This is a genomic window from Rhodococcus sp. RCBS9 (genome assembly GCF_029457415.1).
Classification (GTDB): Bacteria; Actinomycetota; Actinomycetes; order Mycobacteriales; family Mycobacteriaceae; genus Rhodococcus_F; species Rhodococcus_F qingshengii.
In genome coordinates, this window is the sequence record NZ_CP120422.1 from 5,319,789 (window position 1) to 5,339,472 (window position 19,684).

Below are 19,684 nucleotides of genomic sequence, written 5' to 3' on the forward strand. Positions count from 1 at the left end.
GGTCGGCCGATCGTTCGAATCCGCGGCACGTGTTCAAGTGTGACGTGCGTCGGGCACTCTGGTCACGGAGACGCGCAATGAGCGGTACTCTTGGATGCTTGCAGCATGTGGCACCTGGTGTCTTTTCATGCTCGCAGCCGCCCACGTCGACAGTCGACACAAGTCGGACAATCGACGACAACTGAAATGAGGAGTTCGCGAGATGCCGGTGCCATCCAGGGAGAGGGTGATCGAGCTGATCTCCGAACTCGTGCACGCCCAGGGTTATGACGTCGAAGACGTTGTCGTGACCAGTGCGGGCAAGCACAGCGCGGTGCGCATCATGGTCGACAGCGATGCCGGGATCGAGCTCGATGCCGCCGCGGAGATCAGCAGACTCGTTTCGGAACTTTTCGACACCCTCGAGGAAATCGGTGAAACGCCGTACACCCTCGAGGTGACCTCCCCGGGAATTGACCGCCCACTGACGCTCGATCGTCACTGGCGTCGGGCTCGCGGACGTAAAGCGCGAATCGATCTGGCCGGCGAGACCGTGGTGGGCCGAATCGGAACGATGAACGACGATTCCGTGGCGGTTGTCATCGGTGGCCGTGGCGGACTGACCGTGCGCGAGATTGCACTGGGCGACGTTCAGAAGGCTGTAGTACAGGTGGAATTCTCGAAGCCCAGTGAGGCGGAGTTGGAACTCGCGGGCGGCATCCCGGAGGGGCGCGCAGTTCCTTCGGATGCGGTTGACCTCACCGAGGACTCGGGCGTGGACAGTGTCGAAGACGACGAAGCAGAATTAGAAGACGTAGAAAACGAAGAAGGGTTCGACAAGTGAATATCGACATTGCAGCGTTGCGAGCGATCGAAGCCGAAAAAGGTGTCTCGATCGAAACTGTGATCGCCACGATCCAGACCGCACTGCTGACGGCGTACCGCCACACCGAGGGGCACAAGCAGAACGCTCGGATCGATGTCAACATCAAGACCGGTTCGGTGCGAGTGATGGCGCACGACACCGATGCCGACGGCAACATGATCGGGGAGGAGTGGGACGACACTCCCGAGGGATTCGGACGCATCGCGGCGACCACCGCACGCCAGGTCATCCTGCAGCGTCTGCGCGACGCCGAGCACGAGCGCAGTTTCGGTGAGTTCTCGACCCATGAGGGTGAAATCGTCGGCGGTGTCATTCAGCGTGACACGCGTGCGAATTCCCGCGGAATGGTCGTCGTCCGAATCGGCAGCGAATCCAATGGCGCCGAAGGATTGTTGCCGCCTGCAGAACAGGTTCCCGGCGAGAACTACGAGCACGGTGAGCGCATCAAGTGCTACGTCGTCGGAGTTGCTCGCGGAGCCCGCGGCCCACAGATCACCCTCTCGCGGACCCACCCGAACCTGGTTCGCAAGTTGTTCGCACTCGAGGTTCCAGAGATTGCGGACGGCAGCGTCGAGATCATCAACGTCGCGCGCGAAGCGGGGCATCGTTCCAAGATCGCCGTCGCCTCACGTGTGCAGGGGCTCAACGCAAAGGGTGCATGCATCGGCCCGATGGGTCAGCGCGTCCGCAACGTCATGAGCGAACTCGCGGGGGAGAAGATCGACATCATCGACTTCGACGAAGATCCCGCGACGTTTGTGGGCAACGCACTTTCCCCGTCGAAAGTGGTCTCCGTCACTGTCGTCGATCCCGAGGCTCGTGCGGCCCGTGTCATCGTGCCCGATTTCCAGCTTTCGTTGGCCATCGGAAAAGAGGGTCAAAATGCCCGCCTGGCTGCGCGGTTGACGGGTTGGCGTATCGACATTCGTAGCGATGCGGCACCCGTTGGCGACGCGTCCGACCGGCCCGCCACGTCCAACGGATAACGGTGGAATGCAGTGATCGAGACGGTTCGGCGGTAGAGTGGACAATGGTTCGACGTGAGTCCTCGGATTCTGCGCGCGTGAAACCCGGTTCGCCGGTCAGAACGTGTGTGGGATGCAGGGAACAAGGGTCGGCTGTCGATCTGTTGAGGGTCGTGGTTGGTGAGCAGGGGCCGGAGGGTTCCCCGCTCGTCCCCGACGTATCGCGAAGACTCCCCGGTCGAGGTGCATGGCTGCACCTGGATCCGAGTTGTCTGAGCCTGGCAGAGCGGCGCCGAGCATTCAGCAGAGCACTGCGAGTGTCCGGAAATCTGGACACGTCCGCTGTCGACCAGCTGGTCGACGCAGTTCACACAAAAGCAGTACCTCTCGAGAAGAACAGGCACAAGCACTCATGAGCACACCGTGAAGCACCAACGATGAACGTCCATCGGCGATAACCCGAGGTCGTGCGGGACCCACATCTGTGGGATGCCTCCTGCTCGACCTCATCAGTGAGGAGAGCAGTGGCAGGCAAGGCCCGCGTGCACGAGTTGGCTAAAGAACTCGGTGTCACCAGCAAGGAACTACTCGCAACGCTCAAGGAGCAAGGCGAGTTCGTGAAGTCTGCGTCATCCACAGTGGAGGCGCCCGTCGCCCGTCGTCTGCGGGAGTCATTCCCGTCGGCAGGCGGAGCAGAAACCAAGTCCGAGACCGGCGCAGCCGCTCCGGCGGCTCGCCCCGCGGCAAAGCCCGGCGCACCGTCGCCGTCGGCTGCAAAGCCTGGCGCACCGCGTCCCGGCCCCAAGCCGGCCGCACCCGCACCGGCTGCTCCCGCAGCTCCGGCCCCGGCAGCCCCCGCGGCTCCCGCAGCCGCTGCTCCGGCAGCACCGTCAGCGCCGGTCCCCACACCGACGTTCAACGCTCCGAAACCAGCACAGCCGGCACGTCCGGCTCCGGCTGCTCCCGCAGCGTCGGCACCGGCAGCCCCCGCGGCTCCGGCCGCACCGTCCACCGGCGCAAAGCCCGGCGGACCGCGTCCGGGACCGAAGGCACCTCGCGTCGGTAACAACCCGTACTCCTCGGCACCCGCCGAGCGTCCGGCACCTCGTCCGGCTCCCGGCGCACCGCGTCCGGGCGCAGGTCAGGGCGGTTCTCGTCCGGCTCCGGGTCAGGGCGGTCCCCGTCCGGCTCCCGGTCAGGGTGGACCTCGTCCGGCTCCGGGTCAGGGCGGTCCCCGTCCGGCTCCCGGCCAGGGTGGACCCCGTCCGCCTGCAGGTCAGGGCGGACCCCGTCCCAGCCCCGGCTCCATGCCTCCTCGCCCGAACCCGGGTGCAATGCCTGCTCGTTCCGCTCGTCCCGCGCCCGGTGGCGGCGGACGTCCGGGTCGTCCCGGTGGCGCTCCCGGTGGTCGTCCGGGTGGCGGCGGCGGTGGATACCGCGGTGGCGGCGCTCCCGGCGCCGGTGCTGGTGCAGGTGCTCCCGGTGGAGCAGCTCCGGCCGGTGGATTCCGCGGTCGTCCCGGCGGCGGTGGCCGTCCCGGTCAGCGCGGCGCAGCGGCAGGTGCATTCGGTCGTCCCGGCGGAGCAGTTCGCCGTGGACGTAAGTCGAAGCGGGCGAAGCGCGCCGAGTACGAAAGCATGCAGGCTCCCGCAGTCGGCGGCGTCAGGCTGCCACGCGGCAACGGCGAGACCATCCGTCTCGCTCGCGGCGCATCTCTGTCGGACTTCGCGGACAAGATCGACGCGAACCCCGCAGCACTCGTGCAGGCGTTGTTCAACCTCGGTGAGATGGTCACGGCAACTCAGTCGGTCAACGACGAGACGCTGGAGCTGCTCGGCGGCGAAATGAACTACGTCGTGCAGGTCGTCAGCCCGGAGGACGAGGATCGCGAGCTGCTCGACAGCTTCGACCTCACCTACGGCGAGGACGCCGGCGGAGAAGAGGACCTCGAGTCCCGTCCGCCTGTGGTCACCGTCATGGGCCACGTCGACCACGGTAAGACCCGTCTGCTCGACGTGATCCGTAAGGCGAATGTCCGTGAGGGCGAAGCCGGCGGCATCACGCAGCACATCGGTGCCTACCAGGTGCTGACCGAGCTCGAGGGCAACGAGCGTCTCGTGACGTTCATCGACACCCCCGGTCACGAGGCCTTCACGGCCATGCGTGCTCGTGGTGCCAAGGCCACCGACCTCGCGATCCTTGTTGTCGCAGCCGACGACGGCGTCATGCCGCAGACGGTGGAAGCGATCAACCACGCCCAGGCGGCCGACGTGCCGATCGTGGTCGCGGTGAACAAGATCGACAAGGAAGGCGCGAACCCGGACAAGATCCGGCAGCAGCTCACCGAGTACGGACTGGTGGCCGAGGAGTACGGCGGAGACACCATGTTCGTCGACATCTCGGCGAAGCAGGGTCTCAACATCGACGCACTGCTCGAAGCAGTGCTGTTGACGGCCGACGCTTCCCTGGATCTGCGCGCCAACCCGGACATGGACGCTCAGGGTGTTGCCATCGAGGCGCACCTCGACCGTGGCCGCGGCCCCGTCGCTACCGTGCTCATTCAGCGCGGAACGCTGCGGGTCGGCGACTCGATCGTTGCCGGCGATGCTTACGGCCGCGTCCGCCGCATGGTGGACGAGCACGGTCAGGACGTCCACGAGGCACTGCCTTCACGTCCGGTCCAGGTCATCGGCTTCACGTCGGTCCCCGGTGCAGGCGACAACCTGCTCGTGGTCGACGAGGACCGTATCGCTCGTCAGATCGCGGACCGTCGCAACGCACGTAAGCGCAACGCGCTTGCAGCGAAGAGTCGTAAGCGCATCAGCCTCGACGATCTCGATGCAGCTCTGAAGGAACATTCACAGCTGAACTTGATCCTCAAGGGTGACAACTCGGGAACCGTGGAGGCCCTCGAAGAGGCTCTCCTCGGAATTCCGATCGACGACGAGGTGCAGTTGCGCGTCATCGACCGCGGTGTCGGTGGCATCACGGAGACCAACGTCAACCTGGCTGCTGCGTCCAACGCGATCATCATCGGCTTCAACGTCCGCGCCGAAGGCAAGGCAACGGAGCTGGCGAACCGCGAGGGCGTCGACATTCGCTACTACTCGGTGATCTACCAGGCCATCGACGAGGTCGAAAAGGCACTCAAGGGTCTGCTCAAGCCGGTGTACGAAGAGGTCGAGCTGGGCAAGGCAGAGATCCGCGCCATGTTCCGTTCGTCCAAGATCGGCAACATTGCCGGTTGCTTGGTCACGTCGGGCAGCATCCGTCGCAACGCCAAGGCACGTCTCATCCGCGACAGCAAGGTCATCGCCGAGACGGTCACCATCTCCTCGCTCAAGCGGGAGAAGGAAGACGCTACCGAGGTTCGCGAAGGCTACGAATGTGGTTTGACCGTAACCTATTCCGATATCAAGATCGGTGACGTTCTCGAGTGCTACGAGCTTCGCGAGAAGCCGCGCGACTGATTATGTCGACACGGGCGTTGGGGCGGACGCACGTGAGTACTAGCTGACATGGACTCTCTCGGACTTGAACATACAAGTCCGAGAGAGTCCATTCGGCTCTGTATAGGGGGAAAATGTTTGTAGGGGCACTGGAGTTCGACATCCTTTTCGGCGATGTCCACTCACTCAAGGAAAAGCGTTCGATGCTGTCGCCGATCCTGGCGGAACTCCGTCGATTCGGTGTGAGTGCAGCGGAGGCGGGGGAGCAGGGACGCCTGCGTCGTGCGCTCGTGGGCGTCGGTGTGGTCAGTTCGTCCGTCGATCACCTGCACGACGTTCTCGATCATTGTGAGCGGGCGGTCGCCGACCGTCCGGAGATTCAGTTGCTGGCTGTGCGAAGGCGAATTTTCGGCCCGGAAGACTGAGCGTCACCGATCTGTGTCGCTTAGCCACTCTTCCAGACGCCGTAACGAATCGAGTTCGTCGGCAAGGGATTCGGTGGCTTCGGGTCCAACTGTGGCGGTGTTTGTGCTCACGCTCGACACATGCGACAACTGTGGAGTTCGACGACGGCCCTGGCGGCGGTGGCTCGTGGTCGAAGACCTCTACCGATGGTGATTTGGTTGCCGGGTAGCCGATGGACGAGACTGTTGTCGGTAATAATTCTTGTTAACCAGAACTTTGATCGATCGAGTCACCTCGATTCGAGTGGCCAGGTAGAGGAGACTGACAGTCATGGTAGATCCAGCCCGGGCACGCAAGTTGGCAAAGCGTATCGGAACCATCGTCGCGACCGCGATCGATCACGAGATCAAGGATCCGCGACTCGCATTCGTGACCATCACGGACACCAAGGTCACCAACGATCTGCACGACGCGACGGTGTACTACACAGTCATGGGCGAGAAGGTCGATTCCGCACCCGATGTGGAAGCCGCCGCCGCAGGTCTCGAGAAGGCCAAGGGTGTTCTGCGCTCGAAGGTCGGTGCCGGAACCGGAGTTCGCTTCACACCGACTCTGACGTTTGTCGCCGATACCGTTCCCGACACCGCGCGTCATATGGAAGAACTGCTGGCCCGTGCCAAGGCCGCCGACGACGAGGTCGCCAAGGCGCGTGAGAATGCACAGCCGGCCGGAGATGCAGATCCGTACAAGGAGCCGCGAGTGGCTTCGGACGAAGACGAGGCGTCGCCAGATGTTCGTGAAGTCGACTGACGCGCACCGAGAATGACGATCACCGCACTTTCGGACGTCGACCCCTGCGAGGCGAAGTTCGCTCAGGTGGCCGAGGTTCTCGAATCGGCACACACGGTGACAATTCTCTGCCATGTGCAGCCGGATGCGGACACGATCGGCAGCGGACTTGCGCTCGGTCTCGTTCTCGAGCGTCGGGGCATTTCGGTGCAGGTCGCGTTCAGTCGGCCGTCGGCGCTGCCCGAGTCGATGCGCGATTTCCCCGGTCTCCACTTGCTCGTGGCGCCCACTGATGTTCGGGAAAGTGTCGATGTACTGGTGACGGTGGATGTCGGCAGCGAGGGCCGTCTCGGTGAGTTGTCGAGTCGACTCGCCGGCGCGAATCGCACGATCGTCCTTGATCACCATCGCTCCAATTCCGAATTCGGAAGCATCAACGTCGTCGACGAAACCGCGGCCTCGACGACGGCACTCATCGCACGATTCTTCGATGCGTGGGGAGTCGCGATCGATCGCGATATCGCGCACTGTCTCTATGCCGGACTGGTCACCGACACCGGCTCCTTCCGGTGGGGAGGTCCGCTTCCGCACGTGCTCGCCGCGCGTTTGCTGGCGACCGGCATCGACGGCGACGCGATTGCGCGAAAGCTGCTCGACACCCATCCGTTCGGGTGGTTGCCGATGCTGGGCGCTGTACTCGGGTCCGCGGTGCTGGTTCCGGAAGCTGCGGACGGCCGTGGGCTGGTGTACGCGGTGATCCGACGCAGTGACATCGGCGATCTTCGCTCCGAGGAGATCGAGAGCGTCGTCGATATCGTGCGGACCACTTCGGAAGCCGAAGTTGCCGCCGTACTCAAAGAGTCGGTTTCCGGAAGCTGGTCGATCTCGTTGCGTGCAAAGTCGGCGATCGACGTGTCGGCGGTCGCTGAAAGTCTTGGTGGCGGCGGGCACCGGCTGTCGGCCGGATATACGTCGACCACTTCCAGCGACGAGATTGTTGCCGCGCTCGTCGCGGCACTCGGCTGAATCCGCGGCATTGAGCGAATCTGACGCCACCTCGGCGGGATCTTCGGCAGCTGATTTCGACGTCACTGGGCGTCGAATCTTTTCCCTGGCGTTTCCGGCGCTCGGGGTACTGGCGGCCGAACCCCTCTATCTGTTGTTCGACATCGCCGTGGTCGGCCGACTCGGGGCGCTTCCGCTGGCCGGATTGGCAGTCGGTGGTCTGATCCTGTCGTTGGTGAGTACGCAGCTGACCTTCTTGTCGTACGGCACCACGGCGCGGGCCGCACGGCTTCACGGGGCGGGCCGCGAGCGCGACGCGGTGGGTGAGGGTGTTCAGGCGACCTGGCTGGCGGCCGCGATCGGCCTGGCCTTGGTCGTGATCGTGCAGGTGATCGCCGGCCCGCTGACTTCGGCGGTGGCCGGGACTCCCGACATCGCCGCGGCTGCGGAAAGTTGGCTCCGGATAGCGGTGTTGGGTGTTCCACTCATCCTGGTGGCCCTGGCCGGCAACGGCTGGATGCGCGGGGTTCAGAACACGGTGCGACCGCTGCGGTTCGTCCTTGTCGGCCTGGGTATTTCGGCGGTGTTGTGTCCGATTCTGGTGCACGGCTTGCTCGGTGCTCCGCGTCTGGAACTCGAAGGATCAGCTGTTGCGAATCTGGTGGGCCAGAGTATTTCGGGTGTGCTGTTCGCCTGGGCGCTCTTTCGTGAACCGGTTTCGGCTCGACCACATTTTGCGATCATGCGGGCGCAGATGCTGATGGGCCGTGACCTGATTCTGCGCAGCCTCGCATTCCAAGCGTGTTTCGTTTCCGCGGCTGCAGTGGCGTCGAGGTTCGGTGCGGCTGTAGTCGGTGCGCACCAAGTCGTCCTCCAACTGTGGAACCTGGTTTCGCTCCTTCTCGATTCCTTGGCGATCGCAGCTCAGACGCTGATCGGAGCGGCGCTCGGCGGTGGATTCGCAGCCGCGGCGAAAAGGATGACCTGGCGGATCACCGCTTGGTCGACGGTATTTGCCGTGGTGCTCGCGATCTTCTTCGCCGCCGGCCACTCCGTGATCCCCGGACTCTTCACGTCCGACGCCGAGGTGCTCGGTCAGATGTCGATCGCATGGTGGTTCTTCGTCGCGATCATGCCGGTGGCGGGAATCGTCTTCGCACTCGACGGTGTTCTACTCGGCGCCGGGGACGTGGTGTTTCTGCGCAACGCGACCATGCTCTGCGCAGTTCTCGGGTTTCTGCCCGCGATCTGGCTCTCCCTCGCCTACGACTGGGGTCTGGCCGGAATTTGGGCAGGGCTTACCGTGTTCGTAGTACTTCGGATGGTCGCGGTGTCGTGGCGAGCGTTTTCCGGCAAGTGGGCAGTGACAGGTCCGGCGACGGCGAGGCGCGGAAGTTCAACTGAGGAAGCAGAGGGATCGTGGCAGCAAAGTTGATGGCGGTGAGCGACATTCATGTCGGTCACAACGGCAACAAGCCGATGACGGAGGAACTGTTCCCGGATTCGCCTGACGACTGGCTCATTCTCGCCGGAGATGTTTCCGAGAAAACTGACGACATTCGGTGGGCGTTGAAGCTCCTTCGCAGCCGATTCGCAAAGGTCATCTGGATTCCTGGCAACCACGAACTGTGGACGACCGCCAAGGATCCGGTTCAGATTCACGGAGCGCCGCGGTACGAGTACCTGGTCAACATGTGCCGCGAACTCGACGTCATCACGCCCGAGGACCCGTTCCCGGTGTGGGAGGGAGTCGAGGGCCCGGTCACGGTCGTCCCGATGTTCCTTCTCTACGACTACTCCTTCCTGCCGGAAGGCGCGCGAGACAAGGAACACGGGCTCGAGATCGCGCGGGACAAGAACGTCGTCGCCACCGACGAGTTCCTGCTCTCGCCGCAGCCGTATGCAACGCGCGACGCGTGGTGCCGGGCGAGAATCGAATACACCCAGGCACGGTTGGACGCGCTCCCTGAAGGCACAAAAACCGTTCTCGTGAACCATTTCCCGATGGTCCGGCAGCCGACGGACGTGCTCATGTATCCGGAGTTCGCGTTGTGGTGCGGAACCACCGCGACCGCCGACTGGCATGTGAAGTACAACGCGGTGTGCTCGGTGTACGGGCACCTGCACATTCCTCGAACCACGTACTACGACGGCGTCCGCTTCGAGGAAGTCTCACTCGGATACCCGCGCGAGTGGCGTCGGCGTGGACTGCCGGAGAAGTTGTTGCGTCAGATTCTTCCCGTTCCGGAGTACCCGCCGGGAACGCTCAACAAGTGGGGTGGCCACTTCAAGGTCACGCCGGAGCAGGAAGCCGAAGTCGAGCGCATGCGCGCCGGACGCTGAGAGGTATCGCTACGTGATCGAACAGATTCTTCCCGGTGGAGTTGCGACGGCCGAGGCCTTCGTGGATCCGCCCGGTCTGGTTCCGCACCCCAGTGAGGAGGCGTTGATCGGCCGCGCGGTCGAGAAGCGTCGTCGTGAGTTCGTGACTACCCGGCACCTTGCGCGTCAGGCGATGGGCAAGCTCGGTGTTCCGTCTGCCGCTGTCATGCGCGGCGAGCGTGGTGCCCCACTCTGGCCGCAGGGAGTGGTCGGGAGCCTCGCCCATTGCGACGGCTACCGCGGCGCTGTCCTGGCGTACTCCATGCAGGTCCGCTCACTCGGTATCGACGCCGAACCGCACGGCCCGCTGCCGGACGGGGTATTGCCCGCGGTCAGCATCGAGGCGGAACGAACGTGGTTGGACACTCAGGAAACCGGCGGTCCGGTGCACTGGGATCGAGTGCTCTTCTGCGCGAAGGAAGCCACGTACAAGGCGTGGTTTCCGCTCACCGGGCGCTGGTTGGGTTTCGAGGACGCCCACATCACGTTCGAGGCGGAGTCGGAAACGTCCGGCACTTTCAACTCGCGTCTGCTGGTCCCCGGTGAGGCGACGTCCGGTCCGCCGCTCACTTCTTTCGACGGCAGGTGGTTGGTGTCGGACGGGCTCATCCTGACGGCAATTTCGGTGCAGTGAGCGCGACTGGCAGAATCGGCACACGTGTCAGCTCGTGAAAAGCCTTCCTCCGGTCTTGTCGGCGCCGGAATTCTGATTGTCGACAAAGAGGCGGGTATCACCAGCCACGACGTGGTCGCTCGGTGCCGCAAGTTGTTGAACACCCGCAAAGTGGGACATGCCGGGACGCTGGATCCCATGGCGACCGGCGTCCTTGTTCTCGGTGTGGAGCGTGCGACCAAGTTGCTCGGACTCCTGGCGCTGACCACCAAGGCGTATTCGGCGACCATTCGCCTCGGTGCAGCGACGGACACGGACGACGCCGAGGGTGAGGTCCTGACTTCCACAGACGCATCGCAAGTGACGGACGCGGAGATCGCGGCGATCGTGGCCACGCTGACCGGAGACATCAAGCAGATCCCGGCGAGCGTGAGCGCTATCAAGGTGGACGGTCAGCGCGCACATGCTCTGGTGCGTGCGGGAGAAACCGTCGAGCTGGCGCCGCGTCCGGTAACGGTGTCGACTTTCGAGGTTCTGGCTCGGCGAGATGTCCCGGGTGGCTTCGTCGATCTGGACGTCGACGTGGAGTGCTCGTCCGGTACGTACATCCGCTCGCTTGCCCGCGACCTCGGTCGTGAATTGGGCGTCGGCGGTCATTTGACGGCATTGCGCCGCACCCGCGTCGGGCCGTTCACTCTCGAACATGCGCGCACGCTCGAAGATCTCGCGGATCAGCCGGGTGTGAGCCTCGACATCGATCAGGCCGCGCAGACGGCTTTTCCGCATCGGCAGATCACGGCGGAGGAAGCCGAGGCGATCAGCCAGGGGCGCTGGCTCGAGCCGATCGGGATGAAGGGGATCTGTGCGGCGATCGATCCCACCGGTCACACGATTGCGCTTCTGCAGGAGAAGGGTCGACGCGCCAGTTCGGTGATGGTCGTGCGACCGGCGACGCTTCGCGGGTGATCGTCCGCGAGCGTGTCGACGGCGACCTCGACGGTTGCGTCGACGCGCTGGCACAGGTCCACGAGTGCGACGGATATCCGAACACGTGGCCGCAGAACCCGCACCGCTGGCTCAGTTCGCCCACGGTGGTGAAGGCGTGGGTCGGTGAGAGCGACGGTCGTGTTGTCGGCCATGTGGCCGTCGACAGCGAGGTCGCAGGTGCGCCCACAACCGCGGGATCGATAGCCGTGTCGCGATTGTTCGTTCATCCTGGCTCACGTGGAAACGGCCTCAGCGATGCGCTACTCGATGCCGTGACGGATTTCGCAGCCGAGAGTCGGTTGGAACTGGTGCTCGACGTCGTCGACGACGCTCTGCCGGCGATCGCACTGTACGAGCGTCGAGGGTGGGTGTACGTCGACGAGAGGCTCGCCGACTGGACCCGGACCGACGGCGTCCGGCCCGTGGAACGCCGATACCGACTGCCGCTTTGACTACCTCGGCTAGACGAGCCAAATTGCTTGAGCGACTGGACTTCCCAAGTCGATGGTGTTGGGGCTGTCGCCGAGTCGAACGGACACTGTCCCGGCGAAATCGCGGCGCTCCTCGACGGTGATCTCGACATCGAGACTGACGCCGACGGAATCGAAGTACCGGAGCATTTCGGGATCGGAATCGGAGATCCGGGCAACGCGGCCCCGCTCACCGTTGGCGAAGTCGCTGAGCTGGCGGGCCGGGGGTGTCGGCACCGAACCGTCGGTGGCGGGAATGGGATCACCGTGCGGGTCACGTTCGGGGAAGCCCAGTTTGGCGTCCATCCGAGAGATCATCAGATCGGAAACGGCGTGTTCGAGGACTTCGGCCTCGTCGTGGACTTCGTCCCAGCCGTATCCGAGTTCCTGAACCAGATAGGTCTCGATCAACCGGTGGCGCCGGACCATGGAGACGGCGGCGGCGCGGCCGCTGTCGGTCAGGGCGATGGATCCGTAGCGGGCGTGATCGACCAGGCCTTGGTCCGAGAGTTTGCGGATCGCCTCGGAGACCGTCGAGGCCGAGACGCTCATTTTCTCGGACAGGAGCTTGGTGGAAACCCGCTCGTGGGACCACTCCTGGATAGTCCAGATGACCTTGAGGTAGTCCTGGGCCACCGACGAGAGTGCGAGCGTGTCGATTGCCGCGTCGTGCGCCGAAGTGCTGTCGCCATCCGACGTCGATGATGCTTCCGAGGTTCCGGTCTTGTGAGCTGCCACAACGCTTAGCTTAGGCTACGAAATCCGGAACTTCCGTACGTGAGCGGCAGCACAGCGGTGATTCGCTGGGCGGGTCCGAACGTGACCCGCCGCCGGTGGACCCGTAGGCTGCCAATCGTGCTGAGATGGCGTGGTCTCGACGAAGTTCCGGCCGATTGGGGTCGTTGTGTGCTCACTATCGGTGTGTTCGACGGTGTGCATCGTGGGCATGCCCAATTGATAGCGAGAGCGGTTACCGCTGCCCGCAAACGTGGTGTTCCGAGCGTGTTGATGACGTTCGACCCGCATCCCATGGAGGTTGTGCGGCCGGGTAGTCATCCAGCCCAGTTGACGACGCTGCAACGGCGTGCGGAATTGGCTCAGGATCTGGGCATCGACGTGTTCTGCGTGATGCCGTTCACCGCTGATTTCATGAAGCTGACGCCGGAGCGCTACGTCCACGAGATTCTCGTCGAACGTCTACATGTCGCCGAGGTCGTGGTGGGGGACAACTTCACCTTCGGCAAGAAGGCGCTCGGCAATGTCGATCTTCTTCGTGAAATGGGCGCTCGCTTCGGCTTTGCCGTCGACGGCGTCCAGCTGCTCGCCGAGCATGCGGTGACGTTCTCGTCGACCTACATCCGCTCGTGCGTCGACGCAGGCGACATGGAAGCGGCTACCGAAGCTCTGGGCCGTCCACATCGTGTCGAAGGTGTGGTCGTCCACGGTGACAAGCGTGGACGCGAGTTGGGGTTCCCGACGGCCAACGTTGCACCGCCGATGTTTTCGGCGATTCCGGCCGACGGCGTGTACGCGGCGTGGTTCACGGTGCTCGGTGCCGGCGAGGAACTCGGAACCGTCGTTCCCGGTCGCCGATACCAAGCCGCGGTGTCTGTGGGTACCAATCCGACCTTCTCCGGCCGGACCCGAACCGTCGAGGCATACGTTCTCGACACCGAAGCAGACCTGTACGGACAACACGTCGCGGTCGACCTGGTTTCGCGGATTCGCGGTATGGAGAAGTTCGACTCGATCGAGTCGCTCATCACGGCGATGAACCGAGATGTCGAACGCGCACGCCGGATTCTGAGTGAGGATGCAGAACGTAGCGTCGGTTGAGTTCCTCCTGTGTCAGTGGCGGCCGCCACATTCGCTCCAGGTGGGCGAGAGCGCCTCATTGCTGCTGGTAGGATCTTCTCTCGGTGCGTGCTGCGGTTTGCGGTGGCCGCGCCCGATCTAGTTCCTTTCACGCAAACGTCATCACAGGAGTGAATCAAGTGGCATTGACCACGGAAGAAAAGAAGGCCGTTCTCGGCGAGTACGGCTTGCACGAGACCGACACGGGATCGCCTGAAGCTCAGGTGGCAATGCTCACCAAGCGCATCACCGATCTCACCGAGCACCTCAAGACCCACAAGCATGACCACCACTCGCGTCGTGGACTGCTCTTGATGGTCGGTCGCCGTCGTCGTCTGCTGAAGTACGTGGCAAAGACCGACGTCGCTCGCTACCGCACGCTCATCGAGCGTCTCGGCCTGCGTCGCTAGATTTTTCTCACGACGCTGATCGAAAGCAACACGGCATGCTTCGGTTTGCCGAACACTCCGTCAGCCGGCGAAGCCACGCATATACTTGGCTTCGCTGGCTTTCGGCGTTAGCTGCCGCAAGGCAGTTTCCGCTGTCGGCGCTATGCACAGTTGTCCAGGCGCAGTTGTTTATGCGCAGTTGTGCAGTGCGCAGCCAGCACACCGTATGCACCAGAGAACGTGGTGTCGGTTGTCGGTAGTGGTTCTCCGGACCGGGCAAGTGCCCGAAAGCTCCGGCGGACTTCGATCGACGGCCGCCCGAACGTCGTGACGTCCCGAAGCAGAAATCGCTCGCATCGCAAGGAGCGTCTGCAATTCAAGAGGGGGACGTCCCTCGGTGCGCAGTTTCCACCAGGAGGGTGGAAACGCCCGCGCGGGTACGGCGAAGACGAGAGGGAAGTGAAGAGAAAAGAATGACAGAGAATTCCGTAGTAGAGGTCGACGAAGGCGTGTTCGAATCCACCGCCGTGATCGACAACGGGTCCTTCGGTACCCGCACCATCCGTTTCGAGACCGGACGCCTTTCTCAGCAGGCCGCCGGCGCCGTCGTTGCTTACCTGGACGACGAGACCATGCTGCTGTCCGCCACGAGCGCCAGCAAGCACCCCAAGGAGCACTTCGACTTCTTCCCCCTGACGGTGGACGTCGAAGAGCGTATGTACGCAGCGGGCCGCATCCCCGGTTCGTTCTTCCGTCGTGAGGGACGCCCCTCCACCGACGCGATCCTGACTTGCCGCCTCATCGACCGGCCGCTGCGCCCGTCCTTCGTCGACGGTCTCCGTAACGAGATCCAGGTCGTCGTCACGGTCATGAGCCTCAACCCGCAGGATCTGTACGACGTCGTGGCCATCAACGCTGCTTCCGCGTCGACGCAGATCGCGGGCCTGCCGTTCTCCGGACCCGTCGGTGGCGTGCGCGTTGCACTCATCGTCTCGGACGAGAACAAGACCGGCCAGTGGGTTGCATTCCCGACGGTCGATCAGCTCGAGAACGCCGTCTTCGACATGGTCGTCGCCGGCCGCGTCGTTTCCGGTAGCGGTGACAACGCCGACGTCGCGATCATGATGGTCGAGGCCGAGGCCACCGACAACGTCATCGCGAAGATCGCCGACGGCGCTCAGGCACCGACCGAGGCCATTGTCGCCGAGGGCCTCGAGGCCGCCAAGCCGTTCATCGCACGCCTGTGCGCTGCACAGGCAGCACTTGCATCCAAGGCTGCAAAGCCCACGGGTGACTACCCGGTCTTCCCGGCGTACCAGGACGACGTTTTTGCTGCCGTCGAGGCTGCTGCGTCCGAAAAGCTCAATGCCGCACTGACAATCGCCGGCAAGCAGGAACGCGACGACAAGACCGACGAGGTCAAGGTCGAGGTTCTCGAGCAGGTTGCACCCAACTTCGAAGGCCGCGAGAAGGAACTGGGAGCAGCGTTCCGCTCGCTCACCAAGAAGCTGGTTCGCCAGCGCATCCTGCGCGATCAGTTCCGCATCGACGGCCGCGGCGTCACGGACATCCGTTCGCTGTCCGCCGAGGTTGCGATCATCCCGCGCGCACACGGCTCCGCACTGTTCGAGCGTGGCGAGACCCAGATCCTGGGTGTGACCACTCTCGACATGGTGAAGATGGCTCAGCAGGTCGACTCGCTCGGTCCCGAGACCACCAAGCGCTACATGCATCATTACAACTTCCCGCCGTACTCCACCGGTGAGACGGGCCGCGTCGGTTCGCCGAAGCGTCGCGAAATCGGTCACGGTGCACTCGCCGAGCGCGCTCTCATGCCGGTTCTGCCCAGCGTCGAAGAGTTCCCTTACGCGATTCGCCAGGTCTCCGAGGCTCTGAGCTCCAACGGTTCCACCTCGATGGGCTCGGTGTGCGCGTCCACGCTCGCACTGCTCAACGCCGGTGTGCCGCTTCGCGCTCCGGTTGCCGGTATCGCCATGGGTCTGGTTTCCGACCAGGTCGACGGCGAAACCCGCTACGTCGCGCTGACCGACATCCTCGGCGCCGAAGACGCCTTCGGCGACATGGACTTCAAGGTCGCAGGTACCAAGGACTTCGTCACGGCCCTGCAGCTGGACACGAAGCTCGACGGCATCCCGTCGCAGGTCCTTGCCGGTGCACTCTCGCAGGCCAAGGACGCACGGACCACGATCCTCGAGGTCATGGCGGAAGCCATCGACACCCCGGACGCGATGAGCCCGTTCGCTCCCCGCGTGACGGCCATCAAGGTCCCCGTCGACAAGATCGGTGAGGTCATCGGCCCCAAGGGCAAGATGATCAACTCCATCACCGAGCAGACCGGTGCCAACATCTCCATCGAAGACGACGGCACCGTGTTCGTCGGCGCCACCGATGGACCGTCTGCACAGGCCGCGATCGACATGATCAACGCCATTGCCAACCCGCAGCTCCCCAAGGTCGGCGAGCGGTTCCTGGGCACGGTCGTCAAGACCACCGCCTTCGGTGCCTTCGTTTCGCTCCTGCCGGGACGCGACGGACTGGTGCACATCTCGAAGCTGGGCAGCGGTAAGCGCATTGCCAAGGTCGAAGACGTGGTCAACGTCGGATCCAAGATCCGCGTCGAGATCGCCGACATCGATGCTCGCGGCAAGATCTCGCTGATCCCGGTCGAAGAGGGCAACGACGAGGCTGCCGCTCCGGCCGCCGACGAGGCTGCTTCCGAGTAGATCTCACTTCGTACTCTGATGCGGCCCCGCGCGGATTTCCGTGCGGGGCCGCATCTGTACTGTCTGTAGACACAGAGCCTGTAGATACCTGATTGACCACTTGCACCGAGGACTGCTGAACCTTTTCATGGCAAAGACCACTCCCAACACCACGCGCAGCCGCAGCGCTGTGCTGAAATCGCCGATCGATGCGACTCCCGAATCCGGAGTACAGCGCACGGTCCTTCCCGGCGGCCTGCGCGTCGTCACCGAGTTCATTCCCGGTGTGCGTTCCGCCTCCGTCGGTGTGTGGGTCGGAGTCGGCTCGCGCGACGAGCAGCCGAGTGTGGCCGGTGCCGCGCATTTTCTCGAGCACCTGCTGTTCAAGTCGACGCCGTCACGGACGGCGTTGGACATCGCGCAGGTCATGGATGGTGTGGGCGGCGAACTCAATGCATTCACGTCGAAGGAACACACCTGTTTCTACGCGCACGTGATCGACGACGACCTTCCGATGGCGGTTGACCTTGTCGCCGACGTCGTGCTGCGAGGGCGTTGCAGAACCGCGGACGTCGATGTCGAGCGGCAAGTAGTGCTCGAAGAGATCGCGATGCGTGACGACGATCCGGAAGACTTGCTCGGCGACGCGTTCCTGACCGCGTTGTTCGGCGATCATCCTGTCGGCCGTCCGATCATCGGTAGCGTCGAATCGATCGAGTCGATGTCGCGCAATCAGTTGCATTCCTTCCATGTTCGGCGTTACACACCGCAGCGGATGGTGCTGGCCGTAGCGGGAAACGTCGACCACAAGCAGGTTGTGACGCTCGCTCGCCGTGCATTTGCCGGACATCTCGAGCGCGGGGTCAAGCCGACGCCGCGGCGCGAAGGCACTCTGCGTTTGCGAACGATGCCTGAACTGAGCTTGACCCACCGCGACAGCGAGCAGGTCCACCTTGCGCTCGGGGTACGCGCGTTCGGCCGGCACGAGGGCCATCGCTGGGCGCTGTCGGTGCTCAACGCCGCAGTGGGCGGTGGGCTGAGTTCTCGTCTGTTCCAAGAGATTCGGGAGAAGCGCGGGCTGGCGTACTCCGTCTATTCCGGCGTCGACACCTTCGCGGACACCGGAGCGTTCTCCGTGTATGCAGGTTGCCAGCCGGAGAACCTCGGGGAGGTTGCCACGGTTATCCGCGAGGTACTCGCGAACGTGGCGACGGACGGAATCACCGATGCCGAGATCGCCCGCGCCAAGGGATCGCTGCGCGGCGGATTGGTTCTGGCACTGGAAGATTCAGGCTCACGCATGAACCGTATCGGTCGCAGCGAACTGAACTACGGCAACCATCGCAGTGTTGCGCAGACGCTCGCGACCATCGACGCAGTCACCTCCGAAGAGGTGCTCGAGGTGGCGCAGGTGCTCTTGACGAGGCCGTTTGCAGCCGCCGTCGTGGGTCCGTACAAGCGGGTTCGTGACCTCCCCGCGTCGGTACGCGGGATCGTGGGCAAGTAGTTCGAACTATCGAAATCGGGGTGTACAGTTGAAGATCCGTGGTGCAGTGCTCGAAGAGATCGGCCGGAAGCGTCCCTTCGCAGAGTCGACTCCGATTTCGATTTCGGAACTCGACCTCGAATCCCCGGGCCCGGGTGAGATCCTGGTCAAGATCGAAGCTGCCGGGCTTTGTCACTCCGACCTCTCCGTGGTCGACGGCAATCGGGTACGACCCGTGCCGATGTTGTTGGGCCATGAGGCGGCAGGTCGAATCATCGAACTCGGCGACGGAGTTGATTCGTTGTCGGTGGGCACCCGCGTCGTGATGACTTTTCTTCCACGGTGCGGTGAATGTGCGGGATGCGCCACTGACGGCCGGATGCCTTGCACGGTGGGTAGCGCTGCCAACAACGACGGCAGTTTGCTCGGTGGCGCGCATCGACTGCGGCGCTCCGGCGAGAACGTCAAACATCATCTCGGTGTTTCGGGTTTCGCGACGCATGCTGTGGTCAACGCCAAGTCGGTTGTTCCCGTCGACGACGACATCCCGGCCGAAATTGCAGCCGTACTCGGTTGTGCGGTGTTGACCGGTGGGGGAGCGCTCCTCAACGCGGCGAAGCCTCGCCCGGCAGACACCGTGATGGTGGTCGGCTTGGGTGGCGTCGGGATGGCCGCAATCCTGACGGCGAGGGCACTCGGGGTCGAGAACGTCATCGGTGTCGACGCACTGGAATCCAAGCTGGCTCAGGCGCTGGAACTGGGCGCGACCGAGGTCTTCACACCGTCCGGCCTGTCCGAGAGTGGCGTTCGCGCAGACATCGTCGTCGAGGCCGCGGGAAATGCTCGGGCCTTCGAGACAGCGGTGGCTGCGACGGCAGCGGGTGGCACGACCGTCACGGTCGGGTTGCCGGCGCCTGACGCGCGCTCGTCGATCTCACCTCTCGGACTGGTCGCCGAAGCGCGGACCATTATCGGCAGCTACCTGGGATCTGCGGTCCCGTCCCGCGACATCCCGATCTACGCGCAGTTGTGGCGCGACGGGAAGCTGCCGGTCGAGAAGCTCATTTCCTCGCGAATCGAATTGGCCGACATCAATTCGGGTATGGACGAACTCGCCGACGGAAAAGCAATCCGACAGGTCATTATCTTCGACGCGGAGTAGGTGCACGTCGGTGTTATGCAGCGGAAATGAGGCGTTTGCGCCCCCGATTCCCTCCCGAGTCGCCACGGAAAATCGTTACCCGTTGTAACGCTCCTCTCGTACTGGACGACTACTCGAATGACGTTGCGTGACGCCCCGGG

18 protein-coding genes are annotated in these 19,684 nt (G+C 63.7%); 17 read left to right on the forward strand and 1 reads right to left on the reverse strand.

Annotated features, from left to right (window positions below; translation table 11 throughout):
* The first annotated feature begins 202 nt into the window (after positions 1-202).
* From rimP to P0M12_RS25100, 12 genes are all read left to right on the forward strand, one after another.
* On the forward strand, positions 203-823 hold the full coding sequence (gene rimP, locus P0M12_RS25045; RefSeq protein WP_030535615.1) for a ribosome maturation factor RimP: 621 nt from the start codon (positions 203-205) through the stop codon (positions 821-823).
* Positions 820-1,851 (forward strand): transcription termination factor NusA, encoded by a 1,032-nt coding sequence (nusA, locus tag P0M12_RS25050; RefSeq protein ID WP_003942738.1) that lies wholly within the window; start codon positions 820-822, stop codon positions 1,849-1,851. Before rimP ends, nusA begins: the two co-directional genes overlap by 4 nt.
* Positions 1,852-1,895: 44 nt before the next feature.
* Positions 1,896-2,246, forward strand: coding sequence for a YlxR family protein (locus P0M12_RS25055; RefSeq protein ID WP_019748063.1), 351 nt, complete (start codon positions 1,896-1,898; stop codon positions 2,244-2,246).
* Between the two features lie 108 nt (positions 2,247-2,354).
* Complete coding sequence (infB, locus tag P0M12_RS25060) at positions 2,355-5,300, forward strand: translation initiation factor IF-2 (protein ID WP_030535614.1); 2,946 nt, start codon at positions 2,355-2,357, stop codon at positions 5,298-5,300.
* A gap of 113 nt (positions 5,301-5,413) precedes the next feature.
* Complete coding sequence (locus P0M12_RS25065; RefSeq protein WP_030535613.1) at positions 5,414-5,704, forward strand: DUF503 domain-containing protein; 291 nt, start codon at positions 5,414-5,416, stop codon at positions 5,702-5,704.
* A 310-nt stretch (positions 5,705-6,014) separates the two neighbouring features.
* On the forward strand, positions 6,015-6,494 hold the full coding sequence (rbfA, locus tag P0M12_RS25070; RefSeq protein WP_277377018.1) for a 30S ribosome-binding factor RbfA: 480 nt from the start codon (positions 6,015-6,017) through the stop codon (positions 6,492-6,494).
* Between the two features lie 12 nt (positions 6,495-6,506).
* Positions 6,507-7,499: a bifunctional oligoribonuclease/PAP phosphatase NrnA gene (locus P0M12_RS25075; protein ID WP_030535612.1), complete on the forward strand. Its 993-nt coding sequence runs from the start codon at positions 6,507-6,509 to the stop codon at positions 7,497-7,499.
* Positions 7,500-7,575: 76 nt separating this feature from the next.
* Positions 7,576-8,913 (forward strand): MATE family efflux transporter, encoded by a 1,338-nt coding sequence (locus tag P0M12_RS25080; protein ID WP_269465956.1) that lies wholly within the window; start codon positions 7,576-7,578, stop codon positions 8,911-8,913.
* A complete protein-coding gene (locus P0M12_RS25085; protein ID WP_030535610.1) occupies positions 8,898-9,821 on the forward strand; it encodes a metallophosphoesterase in 924 nt (307 codons plus the stop codon). Before P0M12_RS25080 ends, P0M12_RS25085 begins: the two co-directional genes overlap by 16 nt.
* Positions 9,822-9,834: 13 nt before the next feature.
* Positions 9,835-10,494: a 4'-phosphopantetheinyl transferase gene (locus P0M12_RS25090; protein ID WP_003942126.1), complete on the forward strand. Its 660-nt coding sequence runs from the start codon at positions 9,835-9,837 to the stop codon at positions 10,492-10,494.
* 24 nt (positions 10,495-10,518) lie between these two features.
* The gene (gene truB, locus P0M12_RS25095; protein WP_030535609.1) at positions 10,519-11,439 is read left to right on the forward strand and encodes a tRNA pseudouridine(55) synthase TruB; all 921 of its coding nucleotides are present in this window, start codon (positions 10,519-10,521) and stop codon (positions 11,437-11,439) included.
* Positions 11,436-11,912: a GNAT family N-acetyltransferase gene (locus P0M12_RS25100; RefSeq protein WP_030535608.1), complete on the forward strand. Its 477-nt coding sequence runs from the start codon at positions 11,436-11,438 to the stop codon at positions 11,910-11,912. The genes truB and P0M12_RS25100 overlap by 4 nt, the downstream gene beginning before the upstream one ends.
* A gap of 9 nt (positions 11,913-11,921) precedes the next feature.
* Here the strand turns inward: P0M12_RS25100 and P0M12_RS25105 are convergent, their stop codons facing one another.
* Positions 11,922-12,668, reverse strand: coding sequence for a metal-dependent transcriptional regulator (locus P0M12_RS25105; RefSeq protein WP_030535607.1), 747 nt, complete (start codon positions 12,666-12,668; stop codon positions 11,922-11,924).
* Between the two features lie 117 nt (positions 12,669-12,785).
* Here P0M12_RS25105 and P0M12_RS25110 point away from each other — a divergent pair, with 117 nt between their 5' ends.
* The 5 genes from P0M12_RS25110 (at position 12,786) to P0M12_RS25130 (ending at position 19,544) form a co-directional block, all read left to right on the forward strand.
* Positions 12,786-13,766 carry a bifunctional riboflavin kinase/FAD synthetase gene (locus P0M12_RS25110; protein ID WP_003942148.1) on the forward strand — a complete coding sequence of 327 codons (981 nt, stop codon included), beginning with the start codon at positions 12,786-12,788 and terminating at the stop codon, positions 13,764-13,766.
* A 158-nt stretch (positions 13,767-13,924) separates the two neighbouring features.
* Positions 13,925-14,194 (forward strand): 30S ribosomal protein S15, encoded by a 270-nt coding sequence (gene rpsO, locus P0M12_RS25115; protein WP_007735061.1) that lies wholly within the window; start codon positions 13,925-13,927, stop codon positions 14,192-14,194.
* Positions 14,195-14,646: 452 nt separating this feature from the next.
* Positions 14,647-16,917, forward strand: coding sequence for a polyribonucleotide nucleotidyltransferase (locus P0M12_RS25120; RefSeq protein ID WP_277377019.1), 2,271 nt, complete (start codon positions 14,647-14,649; stop codon positions 16,915-16,917).
* A gap of 127 nt (positions 16,918-17,044) precedes the next feature.
* Complete coding sequence (locus P0M12_RS25125; protein WP_030535606.1) at positions 17,045-18,403, forward strand: pitrilysin family protein; 1,359 nt, start codon at positions 17,045-17,047, stop codon at positions 18,401-18,403.
* A 28-nt stretch (positions 18,404-18,431) separates the two neighbouring features.
* Positions 18,432-19,544 (forward strand): alcohol dehydrogenase catalytic domain-containing protein, encoded by a 1,113-nt coding sequence (locus P0M12_RS25130; protein ID WP_007735068.1) that lies wholly within the window; start codon positions 18,432-18,434, stop codon positions 19,542-19,544.
* Positions 19,545-19,684 lie beyond the last annotated feature (140 nt).

What these genes read in the sequence shown, in the direction of transcription:
- rimP (WP_030535615.1), top strand. Translation starts at nt 203, where the DNA reads ATGCCGGTGCCATCCAGGGAGAGGGTGATCGAGCTGATCTCCGAACTC.
- P0M12_RS25055 (WP_019748063.1), top strand. Translation starts at nt 1,896, where the DNA reads ATGGTTCGACGTGAGTCCTCGGATTCTGCGCGCGTGAAACCCGGTTCG.
- P0M12_RS25065 (WP_030535613.1), top strand. Translation starts at nt 5,414, where the DNA reads ATGTTTGTAGGGGCACTGGAGTTCGACATCCTTTTCGGCGATGTCCAC.
- rbfA (WP_277377018.1), top strand. Translation starts at nt 6,015, where the DNA reads ATGGTAGATCCAGCCCGGGCACGCAAGTTGGCAAAGCGTATCGGAACC.
- P0M12_RS25075 (WP_030535612.1), top strand. Translation starts at nt 6,507, where the DNA reads ATGACGATCACCGCACTTTCGGACGTCGACCCCTGCGAGGCGAAGTTC.
- P0M12_RS25120 (WP_277377019.1), top strand. Translation starts at nt 14,647, where the DNA reads ATGACAGAGAATTCCGTAGTAGAGGTCGACGAAGGCGTGTTCGAATCC.
- P0M12_RS25125 (WP_030535606.1), top strand. Translation starts at nt 17,045, where the DNA reads ATGGCAAAGACCACTCCCAACACCACGCGCAGCCGCAGCGCTGTGCTG.